Raw genomic sequence first — 12,233 nt, 5'->3', positions numbered from 1 at the left:
GTGCCAGGAGCAGCACGGGTCACCGACCCGACCACGCACGGCGGGACCGTGGTGGGGCCGGGCGTTCCCACCGTCATGATCGGCGGCCTGCCGGCAGCGGTGCTCGGTGACCTGCACGCGTGCGTCATCCAGCCCGGGCACCCGCCGAGCACACCGTTCGCCGCCGGCTCGGCCACGGTGCTGGTCGGGGGGCGCCCCGCGCTGCGCGCCGGCGACCCGTGCGGCTGCGGCGCCGGCGTCGCGGTCGGCCTGCCCACGGTGGTCGTGGGATGAGCCTCGAGCCCGCCACCGAAACCTGGGAGGGCTACCCCCAGGTCGGGACCGGCTGGTCGTTCCCGGTCCGCTGGGCCGACCCGCGGGACCACGACCCGACCGAGGGGCTGCGAACCTCCAGCGGCGAGAAGCGGATCGAGCAGGCGCTGGTGCTGATCCTGCGCACGGCCATCGGCGAGCGCGTGATGCGACCGAACTTCGGGGCCGGGGTGGACCGCTACGTCTTCGACCCACGCACCGACGAGGTCTGCCGCCGTCTCGAGGACGACGTCCGCCGGGCCCTGCTGCTCGCCGAGCCCCGGGTGCTCGTCGACGCCGTCACCGCCCAGGTCGCCGGATCCGCCGAGGACCGTGTCGACGTCCAGATCGACTACCGCATCGACCGGCACCGCCGTCCGCAGAATCTCGTGCTGCCCTTCCACGTCTCGGGTGAGCAGCGATGAGCCGCCTCGTCGACCCGCGGGACTCCGCAGCCGCCCTCCGCGAGATCGCCGTCCTCTCCCGACACCGGCCGGTGCGGATCCCCGGCTCCGACACCACCTGGCACGACCTGCTCTTCGACGACGACGAGCAGCCGCAGGACCTCGCGCGACCCGACCAGGCGCTCCTGGCCGCGACCGCCGACCTCGCCGCCGGCCTCGCGGACCACCTCGACCAGCTGCCCGCCGTGCTGCGCCGACAGTGGCTCAAGGACATCCTGCGGATCCCGGTCGCCGGGGCCGTGCCCGACCGGGTGCCGGTCGGCTTCGTCCGCGACAAGGGCGCCGCCAGCGTCGAGGTGCCGGCCGGCACGGAGGTGCGCGCGAAGGACGACGCCGGTCGCGAGCGCCGCTACCTCACCACCGAGCCGATCCAGGCCCACGGCATCACGGTGCCCGTGGTGCAGGCATCCCGCTCGCGGCGTCTCGAGGTCGGTGACCTCGCCGACCACGCGGTCCAGTGGGACGACCGGGCCGGCGCGTTCGTGACGTTCGCCGACGACCCCGGTACTCCCGGCGTGCTCACCGCCGGCCACCGGTTGCGGTTCGCCGACCCCATCCTCGCGACCGACGGCACGGGGTCGGCGACCGCCACGGTGCGCTTCGACGGCGGTGACGCAGCGGTCCTGAGCGGCGCCACCTGGCGGCAGTCGACGACCACCGGCCCGGCCACGATCTCGGCCGAGGCGTCGGTCCGCGACGGCGGCGCGAGCTCGGTGCGGGTGCACCTCACCGGCGCGTGCGCACCCGGCCCGGGTGAGGCCCTCCCGTGGCTCGAGGTGACGCTGCCGCCGGACGACTCGCCGCTCGACCCGGCCGCGCTCGGCTTCCGGTTCCGGACGGTGACGCTCTCGGTGCAGGTCACCGGGCTCGCCGCGCAGGCGGCGTACGCGGGCGACGCGAAGCTCGACCTGACCAAGGCCTTCGAGCCGTTCGGCCCGACGCCGCACGAGGGCGACGCCCTGGTGGTGCGCTCCGACGAGGCACTCGGCAAGCCCCTGACCCGGCTCGGCCTCGACGTCGGTCGCGCCGGGCCGAGCAAGGCCGGCGACCGGGCGACGGACTCCACGGCGCCGCTCGGGTCGCTGAAGGGGCGTAGCACCAAGAAGACGCCCACCAAGACCGGCACGGTCGCCGCAGAGCTGGTTGTCGAGCTGTGGAACGGCACCGGCTGGGACGACACCGACATCTCCCGGAGCGAGCTGAGCAACCTGGCCGGCGACCTGACCGGGCTGCCGAACCGGCCCAGCTCCGAGCCCCTGGCGTACGCCGGCGAGCCGGGCCACTACCTGCGGCTGCGGCTGCAGGACGGCGACTTCGGCTGGACCGCGTTCCAGAACGCCCTGGGCCGGCTGGCGGCGACCGCGGGCGTGCCGGGCGCCACCGGCAAGCCGACCGCTGCCGAGCTGGTTCCGCCCGAGGCGCCGCGCCTCGAGCGGCTCTGGCTGAGCTACACGACGGCCCGGGTGTCGCCCGCCGACGTGACGGCGTACGACGGCTTCCGGGTCCGACGGCTGCTCGCCACCGCGACCGTGGCACAGTCGGCGTTCGTCACGGCGGTGGCTCTCGGCGGCGCCGACGACGCCGCCCACCTCGACCTCGGCCTCGACCTGCCCGACACCGCGATCGGCGGCTCGGTGTCGCTCTACCTCGAGGTGGTGCCTGCCGACGTCGGCGCCTCGCCCGGCCGGAGCACCTGGCAGATCTCGACGGCCGCAGGCTGGCAGGACGCCGCGGTCGCGGACGGCACCCGCGGCCTCCGGCAGAGTGGGCTGCTGCGGGTGCTGGCCCCGGAGGCGTGGACCGCGGGCAGCACCGACGGCGGCGACCTCGACGGCAGCCACCGCTGGCTCCGCCTCGACTCGACCGAGCCAGGGCGGCTGGGCACCCTGGTGCAGGTCGTGCCCGACGCCGCCCTCGGCGAGCAGGCTCCGCGGCCCGGTCTGGTCTCCCCCGACGTCGCGCTGCAGGCGGGCCAGGTCAAGGGGCTGGTCGGAGCCGTTCCGGGCATCGCCAAGGTCGTCGGCCTGGCGGGCCTGCCCGGCCGCGCGGCGGAGGACGACGCGTCGTACCTGTGTCGCGCCTCGGGCTACCCGCGGCACCGCGATCGCGCGGTCTCCGCCTGGGACTACGAGCAGCTCGCCCGGGACACGGTGCCCGGTCTCGCCGCGGTCCGCTGCCTGCCCCACACCTGTCCCACCCTGGGCCACCGGCCCGGCAGCGTCGCACTGGTCGTGGTGCCGGCGGGACGCCAGCCGATGCCGGTGCCCACGGTCGCGATGGCCGAGGCCATCGAGGGGGCGCTGCTCCCCCGGATGCCGGCGACGGCCATGGTCGCGGTCGTGCCGCCGGCGTACGTCGCCGTCACGATCACCGCCCACCTCGTGCTCGCCCGCGGGGTCGCCTCGCTCGCCGGGCGGGCCGCGGTCCTCGACCAGCTGGAGCGCTGGCTGCACCCCGCCCTGCGGGCCGCACCCCGGTTCGGCGGCGGGCTCTACGCCTCGGCGGTGGTGACCTTCCTGGAGTCGCTGCCGGAGGTCGACCACGTCGAGACCTTCGACCTCACCCTGCCCGACGGCAGCCACGCCGATCCGGTGACCGTCGACCCGGTGCGCGGCCTGGTCGCCTCGGCAGGCCACCACGACGTGACCGTGGAGGAGCAGCTGTGACGAGCCCACCCCGCAGGCCCGAGCCGCTCCGGCTGGAGCCGCTGTCCGCCCCGGACGCCGACCACGCGACGCTCGTCCGGCAGGCCATGGCGCGGGTCAGCGCCCACACCCAGGACACCTGGACCGACCTCAACGCCAGCGATCCCGGCATCACCGTGCTCGAGGCGATCGCCTTCGGCTTCGCCGACGCTCACTACCGCGTCGCCGGCCGCGGCCTGGACCACTGGCCGACGGCACCGCTCACCACAGCGGAGGAGCGGCCGACGCCCGGCGAGCTGCTCACCCTCGCCCGGTTCCTCGCACGGCCCGAGCCCGGTGGCAGCGGGGTCAGCGTCGCGACGGAGCTCACCCGGATCGCCGAGGCCCACCCCGTCGCGGCCGCCCGAGACAAGGTGGTGCGACTGGCGCGCGACGCCTCGGTCGCGCTGACCCCGCGGATGGTCGACGCGTGCCTGCGGGTGCTCCGACGGCCGCGGCTGCAGGCCGCCGCCCTGGGCGCCTCCGACCTGGTGGCGGCCGCGATCGACGAGGCGACCGCCGGGCTGCCCGCGGGTGCCACCGACGACGACCGGGCCGCCACCGCCAGGCAGCTGCTCCACCGGCTGCCACCCCTCGCCTCCCTCTTCGCCGACGAGCTGGCGCTGCTGGTCGAGCGCGAACGCGACCGGCGCGCGCTGCCCGCCTCCGCGGCGCTCGCCGCACGGCTGGTTGAGCGTGTCGAGGACACCGAGCACGATCCCGAGAGCCACGAGGCGTTCGGCGCGACCACCGTGTGGCCGCCTACGCCCGACCAGGCGTTGCGCTGCGAGCCGGTGACCGGCGACGACTACGCTGCCCGCGCCCGCAACGCCGCCGAGGTCGCCCGGGCGTGGGCGGTCGCCGGCGCGCAGCCCGGCGTCGCGTGGCACGGCGACCGCACCGTCGTCACCGACCGGGCTGGTGTCGTCACGGTCGTCGTCGAGCGGGTCGCGCCGCGCGTCTCCGCGCGCACCGACGAGGCCTTCCTCAAGTCGGTCCTCGACGACATCCTCGAGGAGGACTACGACCGGTACACCGGTCTCGGCCGTCGGCGCCTGTTCGGCGACGAGCTCGGCATCGCGCTCGTGCGGCACTACCCGGTCGCGCTGTCCGGCCGGCTGCACACCCCGCTCGGCGTCGACCGCGCGGTGGTCATGGCCCGCGCTCGGGCCCGCGTGGCGGCGTACTTCGCGGCCGGACGGCCCGAGAGCCGCACCGCCGCGCGGTACATCGGCCCGGGTCGCGGCCCGTGGCCGACGCCACCGGCGTCGGTGGGCGGCTGGACGCCGGGTGCGGCGATCCCGGTGACGGAGCTGGTGCAGGTGCTGGCGGCCGACCCCTCCGTCCTCGGCGTCAGCGACGTGCGCGCCGTCGTCCACGACGGACCCGTCGTCAAGGCGCCGGTGCGGGTGCGCGCCGGGACGGCGCGGGCGAGCCTGCAGAACCTGGGCCAGCTCGACGGGGTAGCCCTCGCGGGCGGCGACCGGGTGCTGCTGACCGCGCAGGACCCGCCCAGCGACAACGGAATCTGGGTCGCGACGCCCGGCCCGTGGCAGCGGGCCGACGATGCCGCCTGCGACGACTGCGTCGTCAACGCGGTCGTCCGGGTCACGGAGGGCTCGGAGGCCGGCAAGGTCTGGGCGATGGTCAGCGACCCGCCCGTCCGGCTGCACACCGAGCCCCTGATCTGGGAGCGGACCGACCGATCGGTGCTGCCCGACGTCCGCGCCGTGACCACGACGCCGGTCACGCTCTCGGGTCAGCCGCAGGTCGGCGGAGTCTGGCTGTTCGCCGGTGACACCGTGCTCGTCACCGGCCAGGCCGACCCGGTCGCGAACGGCGTCTACACGGTCGCGGCCGGCGCGTGGACCCGGCTGGCGAACAGCTCGGCGCCGGGCACGGCCGTCCGCGTCGCCGCGGGCGTCGACTCCGGCAGCACCTGGTGGTCGGCGACACCCGCGCCCGTCACGGCCGGCACGACGCCCCAGCGGTGGGTGCGCAGCCTCAGCGGCCAGCCCGCCGACGGCCGGCCGTCGGGCGAGATCGTCGTGCCCGCGGGCGGCGTACCGGTGCTCGCCTCGCGCGACTGTCTCGAGGTCCATTTCGAGCTCGGGACGGAGGACGCCGATGCCCAGTCCTGACTACCTCCCGCTTGCGCTGGGACTGCCCGCGGTCTACCAGGACGACCAGGACGCCTTCGCCCAGCTGGACTCCTACCTCGACCTCGCCGACACCCTGCTGCGGTCCGGCCTGACCGCGCTCGACGACGTCGAGACCTGGCTGACCCCGGAGTCGCTGGACCACTGGCCCTCGGCGCTGCCCGGGGACGCCGGCGAGGACGCGCTGCTCCAGGACCAGTGGGCGGTGCAGGACGAGCTGGCGTCGTGGACCGGGTTCGCGTTCCCGCCGTCGTGGCCGCAGGGGGCGGCCGGGCTGCGGCGCCGCCGCGCCTACCTGCGCCGCGCCGTACGCCTGTGGCGAGAGCGAGGTACGCCGCGTGGCTTCGTCAACTGGTTCTGCCTGGCCTTCGCCGACGCCACCGGCGCGAAGGCGCCGGACCTGGTCGAGCACTTCCGGGTGACCGACCCGGTCGCCGCCGACGTCGCGGATCTCGACCCGTGGCTGCGCGCCACCCTGTTCGTCCGCGGTGACCACCGGTTCGCCGACTACGGCCGGCGACGAGAGGCGATCGCCTTCGTCGACCGCTACGCGCCCGCCCACGTCTCGGTCCGGGTCTGCTGGGTCGGCCGGGGCTTCACGCTCCCTCCCCTGGCTCCGGCCGCCACCAAGGCCCAGGTGCAGAACTGGCAGCAGGACATGCGCGACCTGCTCTGCTCGATCGTGAGCGAGGTCGACCACCGCCTCGGCATCCGGATCTGGAGCTGCGCCGACGAGGGACGGGCGCAGGACCGGCTCGACATCGGCGCCATCCCCGAGGACCACACCCCATGAGCCATCACCTCGTCGTACCGCAGGAGGAGCCGACATGACCGTCACCCCGCTGGGTCAGTACCCCGTCTACACCGCCGGTCAGACCCTCACCGCCGCTGACCTGAACGACGAGCGCGACCACCTCGTCGGCCGCGACCGGCTCCTGGGGCGCACCGTCGGGTTCGGCGTCGCGGCCGGGCTGGAGGGCACGGTCAACGGCGCCGGCGACCGGCTCACGATCGCGCCCGGGCTCGCGATCGACCAGCGCGGCGAGGCGATCATGCTCACCGCGGCCCAGTCCGCCGCCATTGGCGTGATTCCCCTGGAGCCGACGCCCACGCCCGGTGCGCCGACGTTCGACTTCATCGAGAGCGACCGGTCCGGGTACTCCGTCGTCCTGGTCGCCCACGTCGACCCGGGGCCGGCGCAGCACAATTGCACCGCCCAGGGGTGCGAGGGTCACGCGCGGGTCGACATGCTGCGGGCCGACCTGGTCGTCGTCCGCGGCCGGCTGCGGGTCGACACCACCGACTTCTCCGAGGAGGAGCTGCTCACCGACTGCGCACCGCTGACCTTCGCCTCGACCGGCGCCGTCATGGGCGGCTTCGTCTCGCTGCGCACCAAGATCGTGCAGCGCGTCGGCTCGTCCCTGTCGGCGGCGGCGCTGGCCAAGCTGCAGGACATCAATCTCGCCGGCACCGACCTCCTCGGCGTCCAGCAGTACAAGGCGGCGTTCCTCAACGAGGTGTACGTCGCCGCCCTCGACCTGCTCCGGTTCCGCACCCTCATGTCGGCGACCGTGCTGCGGACCGCCGCCGAGCCCGGCGTCGTCCTCGGCTGGCTGGACCACTCCGGCGGCAGTTGGGTCTGGCAGTGCCGCTACCGCCACCACTGGGAGCCACCGACGGGACTCACCCAGGCGCTCTTCGGCGGCTCCTGCCAGCACCCGGACCAGCTGCTCGTCGACCGGCTGGAGAACCTCGTCATGTCCTTCAACCCCCCGCTCACGCCGGCACCCGCAGACCCTCCCGTGACGTTCGACCCGGACAAGGTGCACCTGTGCCGCTACCGGGAGTGCATGATCCACCAGTACCCGGGCAAGCGCCTGCGCGAGAACTGGGCCGAGCGGTACGCCCGGCCGGGCTACCAGGACCGCATCGACCCGCTCTGGGACCCGGATCCGAACGAGTTCCTGCTCAACTCGTATGAGGACCTGTACCCCGACATCGCCGGCTCGGGCCACATCGAGATGAGCGGGTTCTTCGGCACCCCGGCGGACCAGGTCAAGACGGCCGTGGACGGAGTCATCAAGAAGGTTGGCATCGAGCCGCACACGGAGGTGCTGACCCTCGACCAGGCCAAGGGCATCCCGGGGCTGGTGTTCGCCAGCGGGGCCGGGCCGGACGACCAGACGTACCTCGTCAAGGACGACCAGAACAAGCTGATCGGAGTCGGCGTCGTCCCGGCGGCACTGGCCATCCAGCAGGTCGGGACCAACCTGCCGGTCGCGCAGCAGCAGGCGAAGGCCGCGTTCGCGGCCACGACGACCTTCGAGTCCCGGCTCGGCGAGTTCGCCGTCACGCTGGACACGCTCGACAAGGGGGTCATCGAGAACCGGCAGGTCTACGCCGAGCTGAAGAACGAGCAGACCCTGCTGGTCCAGCAGGTGGAGGAGATGCCGTCGGTCTTCCAGGGTCAGGTCGAGGCCCAGGTGGTGACCCTGCTGGCGAACAACCAGGCCTCGGTGGTCAACCACGTCGACGGGCTGATGCGCGAGACGTTCGCGGAGGTCAACCAGAAGCTCGACACCGCCAAGGAGGACATCTCCCGCCTCTTCGGCCAGGTCGGGCAGGTCGGCAAGAGCGGCTACCCCGGCGTCCGGGTTCGGCCGGAGGTCGGGTCCGGGACGGTCGACGTGCTCCGCAACGTCCGCGCGGCGCTGACCAAGGCGGCCGGCGACGAGGCCGTGATCGCACCGCAGCTCGCCGCCATCGACGACGGGCTGCACCGGATGGAGGTCACGATCGCCGCCGGAGGGAACGCGCTGGAGGAGAACCCTGCGGCGCTCACCTCGGTGCTCACCTCCATCACCTCCGCGCTCGGGACCGCCGGCGCCACCGCCTCGCAGCTGAAGGCGATCCGGTCGCGCACCGACGCCCTCGGGAAGCTGCTCGGCCCGTGACCACCGTCCACGAGGTGCGCCGGTTGCGCATCCGGCCAGGCCCCGGGTCGGAGGGGGCGGCCCTGGCACGGCGGCTCACCGACGTGGCCCACCGGCTGCTCGGCGCCGAGCTCGACGAGGCGCTGGCCGGCCTGCTGCCCGACGACGACCGGGCAGAGATCGCCGAGCTGCGGGTGCGAATCGAGCTGGACCCGGGTGAGCTCGACGAGCACGTCGTCGCGGTGCTGTGGGCCGGCCTGATCCGAGCCGAGGTCGCGCACCGGCTCGGCGCGACGACGACCGGCGCGCGGCCGGTCGACGGCTCTCGTGCCGCGCCCGCGCCGCACGAGACCCACCCGGCGGCAGCGACGCCGGCCGCCCGCGCCGCGGAGCTCGCCGAGGCGCTCGCGAGCACCGCCGCAGTGGGCGACGCGGGCGCGGCCGAGCTGCGCGCACTGGCCGCACGGGCCACCGACGACGCGGTCACCGTCGAGGCACTGGCGCTGCTGGCGCCGCACGAGCGGGCGGCCGCCCTCGCGCTGCTCCACGCCGCGGGCGTGACACCGTCACCCGCGCTCCTGGGTGCGCTGGGCCATCCCGACCGGCCCGACCCCGGCGGCGACGACGTGGCCTCGCGCCCTCCCGAGGGTGACCACCCGCGACCGGGGTCGGCGCGGGCACCGACAGCCACCGGCCGGGAGCCGAGCGGCACCACGCCACCCGGCGCCACCCGGGCGATCGACGACCGGAGCCCCCACAGGGCCGGGGCGCCCGGGCTGTCGGCGTACGGCGGCGTCGTACTCCTCCACCACCGGCTCCGCCTGCTCCTCGAGGCCGCGTGCGCGCAGGCTCCGGGCGCCGACCCGGTCGCCGTCCGGCTGGACGTGCTGTCCGTGCTGGTCCGACCGGAGCCGGATCCCGCCGACCCGCGGCCGGTGCGCGACGACCCGCTGCTGCGGCTGCTCGCGGGCGACCCGGGCTGGCACGACGAGCGACCGACCCCACCCGCCGCTGTCGCGGCCGACCCGGCGCCCGGCGAGGCCGCGCTCGCGGCGTTCGCCACCGACCTGCCCGGATTCGCAGGCTCGAGCCCCGGATTCGTGCGCGCCCACTGGCTCGAGCGGCGGGCGCTGCTCGTGCCCGACCACGGCGTCGTCCTGGTGCGGCTCGGGCGCCGCCCGCTCGACCTCGTGCTCGACCGGCTGCCCTACCCGGTCGGCGCCCTGCGGCTGCCCTGGACACCCACCATCCTGGTCGGCTGGGAGCCGGGGTGACCCTCGCTCCCGCCCACGTCGCCGAGCTCGACCGGGCCCTCGCGGCCGTGGAGCTGCTGATCGCCACGCGGCTTGAGGAGCGCCGCTCCGGCACCGGCCCCGACGGCCTGTTCGGGCGCCGCCCGCCGCGGTCAACGGGCGAGGGCCTGCCGCCGCTGGAGGAGTTCACCGGCTCCGGCCCGCTGGGTGAGGTCGTGCGGGCCGGCCACCTCTCGGCCGCCGAGGCGGTCATCGTCACCGCGGCGCTGGCCCGCGAGGTCGACGCGCGCTTCGACGCGATGTTCGCCCGACTGGCGGACCGACCAGGTGTCACCGGCCTGACCGGCGAGATCGCCCGCACCCTGGTCGCGCGTCACCCCGAAGCGGTGCTCGCGGCACCAGACCTGTTCGCCACCGACGCTCCATTGGTGGCTGCCGGGCTGGTCGAGCTCACCGCGGCGAGCCCGGTGCTGTCCGGCTCCCTGCACGCCACCACCGACTTCGCCCAGTGGGCGCTGGGCCGCCCGGTGGCGGTCGGCAGCCCCGACGAGTCGTTCCCGGCCCGCCCGCTGCACACCGTGCACCGGCTCGCGGATGTCGTCGTACCTGCCGCCCGGGCCGCGCAACTGACCGGGCTGGTCGACCGCATCTGCCACCGGCAGCAGGTCGTGGAGCGGTGGGGCTTCGGCGCCCACCACGACTCGGTCTCCGGCCTGGTCGCGCTGTTCCACGGCCCGTCGGGGACCGGCAAGTCGATGGCCGCCGCGGCCATCGGCCGCGAGGCCGGGTTGCCGGTGTGGCAGGTCGAGCTGTCCCACCTGGTCAGCAAGTACGTCGGCGAGACCTCCAAGCAGCTCGCCCGGGTGTTCGACCGTGCCGCCCGCGAGGGATGGCTGCTGCTGTTCGACGAGGCCGACGCGATCTTCGGCAAGCGCACCGAGGTCTCCGATGCGCACGACCGCTACGCCAACCAGGACGTGAGCTACCTGCTCACTCGGCTCAGCGAGCACCCCGGCACGGTCGTGCTCACCACGAACCTGCTGGCCAACATCGACGAGGCGTTCCAACGCCGGCTCCACGTCGTCGTGGAGTTCGAGGAGCCCGGGATCGCCGAGCGCACGGCGCTGTGGCAGCAGGTCGCACCGCCCGAGCTCCCGGTCGCCGGCGTCGACTGGACGGGACTGGCCCGCACCTTCCCGCTCACCGGGGCCCAGATCCGCGACGCGACCCTCGACGCGGCGTACAGCGCGGCGGCCAACGGCCAGGTGGTCACCACCGAGCACCTGCTCGCCGGCGTACGCACCCAGTTCACCAAGGCGGGCCGGACGATGCCGGCCGACCACGGCGGGAGCTGAGCCGTGCCGGCGGCCGCTGGTCCGACGCTCGCGACCGCCCCGGCTGCGGCGGCGCCGACGGCGAGCACGCCCTCGCGCCCCCGGGTGCCGACCCCGCTCGCCAGGCTGGTCCCACCCGCCGGCGGCGAGGGCAGGGTCGCGCTCGACGGCCAGGTCGTGGGCGGGCTGACCGCGAGGTACGCCGAGTGGCGGGCCGGCGTCGGCCGGCTGGTCGCCACCGGCGAGGGCCCCTGGTCGGACACGACCGCGGTCTTCCCACTCGATGCGGACGGCCGGGTGGTGGCGCCGGTCGACCTCACCACGGGGGTGCGCGTGGTGGGGCTGCCGATCGCCACCGTGCGTGCCCAGGTCACCGACTGGGACGGCTCGGCACCGGTGCCCCTGCCCGGCGTGGTGCGGGAGGACCAGACGCTGCGGGTCACGGGTGGTGCCGTCGAGGTCGCGGCCGGCCTCACCTCCTCGGCCGCCGACGGCGCCACGGTCATCACCCTGCCCGTGTCGCTGGCCGGACTCCCGGAGCCCGACACGGTCGCCACCGGCGTGCGCGACCTGCTCGGCGCGCTGCTCGGGGCCGACCTGTCGCGACTCGTCCTCGAGTTGGGCGACACGGGCTCGGCCGCCGCCGTGGTCACCGGTGACGTCGGCCTGGTGCCTCCCGGCACCCTGCCGCCCACCTCGCCGGCGACGGCCGGCGTGCTCGACGCCGTCGCCCGAGCCTGGCTGGGCCACCGCGACGGACCGGTCGACGTCACGGCGTCCCGAGCCGACCCGACCCCGCACGTGCCCGCCGAGACCGGGTCGCCGGGGAGCCCGACACTGCCCACCGCGCCGGTGCCGGACGCCGGCCAGACCGCCGACCCGGGCGCGGCGCCCGAGGCCGCTCCCGAGGCGGCGTCCGAGGGCGCTCCGAGCGAGGCCGCGGCCGGCGGGGCCGCACCGCCCGAGGACGTGCCTGTGCCGTCCGGCGAGGGCGAGGCGGTGGCGCCGATCGAGCTGCTGATGCCGCCGGCACCGGCCGAGCCCGGGCCGGCCCAGGTGCAGCGGATGGGCGCGGTCGGTGCCGGCGGCATCAGCAGCTCGATCGGCGCCACCGC

At 75.4% G+C, this 12,233-nt stretch carries 8 protein-coding genes and 1 pseudogene; all 9 read left to right on the top strand.

The window, feature by feature from the left end:
- Positions 1-273: a PAAR domain-containing protein gene (locus QMC84_RS14560; RefSeq protein ID WP_300375766.1), complete on the top strand. Its 273-nt coding sequence runs from the start codon at positions 1-3 to the stop codon at positions 271-273.
- The gene (locus QMC84_RS14555) at positions 270-716 is read left to right on the top strand and encodes a GPW/gp25 family protein (RefSeq protein WP_300375763.1); all 447 of its coding nucleotides are present in this window, start codon (positions 270-272) and stop codon (positions 714-716) included. The genes QMC84_RS14560 and QMC84_RS14555 overlap by 4 nt, the downstream gene beginning before the upstream one ends.
- A complete protein-coding gene (locus QMC84_RS14550) occupies positions 713-3,421 on the top strand; it encodes a baseplate J/gp47 family protein (protein ID WP_300375760.1) in 2,709 nt (902 codons plus the stop codon). Before QMC84_RS14555 ends, QMC84_RS14550 begins: the two co-directional genes overlap by 4 nt.
- Positions 3,418-5,580, top strand: a complete 2,163-nt coding sequence (locus QMC84_RS14545; RefSeq protein ID WP_300375757.1) for a hypothetical protein — start codon at positions 3,418-3,420, stop codon at positions 5,578-5,580. Before QMC84_RS14550 ends, QMC84_RS14545 begins: the two co-directional genes overlap by 4 nt.
- The gene (locus QMC84_RS14540) at positions 5,567-6,391 is read left to right on the top strand and encodes a hypothetical protein (protein WP_300375755.1); all 825 of its coding nucleotides are present in this window, start codon (positions 5,567-5,569) and stop codon (positions 6,389-6,391) included. The genes QMC84_RS14545 and QMC84_RS14540 overlap by 14 nt, the downstream gene beginning before the upstream one ends.
- Before the next feature lie 34 nt (positions 6,392-6,425).
- Positions 6,426-8,552, top strand: coding sequence for a hypothetical protein (locus QMC84_RS14535; RefSeq protein WP_300375753.1), 2,127 nt, complete (start codon positions 6,426-6,428; stop codon positions 8,550-8,552).
- Entirely contained in the window at positions 8,549-9,805 is a 1,257-nt protein-coding gene (locus QMC84_RS14530; RefSeq protein ID WP_300375751.1) for a contractile injection system tape measure protein, read from the top strand. The genes QMC84_RS14535 and QMC84_RS14530 overlap by 4 nt, the downstream gene beginning before the upstream one ends.
- Positions 9,802-11,139 carry an ATP-binding protein gene (locus QMC84_RS14525; RefSeq protein WP_300375749.1) on the top strand — a complete coding sequence of 446 codons (1,338 nt, stop codon included), beginning with the start codon at positions 9,802-9,804 and terminating at the stop codon, positions 11,137-11,139. The genes QMC84_RS14530 and QMC84_RS14525 overlap by 4 nt, the downstream gene beginning before the upstream one ends.
- An 84-nt stretch (positions 11,140-11,223) precedes the next feature.
- Positions 11,224-12,233 (top strand): annotated as a pseudogene (locus QMC84_RS14520) (hypothetical protein); the annotation flags it as partial.

This window comes from Nocardioides sp., assembly GCF_030019515.1.
GTDB lineage: Bacteria > Actinomycetota > Actinomycetes > Propionibacteriales > Nocardioidaceae > Nocardioides.
This window is presented reverse-complemented; position numbering and strand designations above follow the sequence as displayed.

Coding starts and splice junctions, on each gene's coding strand:
- QMC84_RS14555 (WP_300375763.1), top strand. CDS start 270: ATGAGCCTCGAGCCCGCCACCGAAACCTGGGAGGGCTACCCCCAGGTC.
- QMC84_RS14550 (WP_300375760.1), top strand. CDS start 713: ATGAGCCGCCTCGTCGACCCGCGGGACTCCGCAGCCGCCCTCCGCGAG.
- QMC84_RS14540 (WP_300375755.1), top strand. CDS start 5,567: ATGCCCAGTCCTGACTACCTCCCGCTTGCGCTGGGACTGCCCGCGGTC.
- QMC84_RS14535 (WP_300375753.1), top strand. CDS start 6,426: ATGACCGTCACCCCGCTGGGTCAGTACCCCGTCTACACCGCCGGTCAG.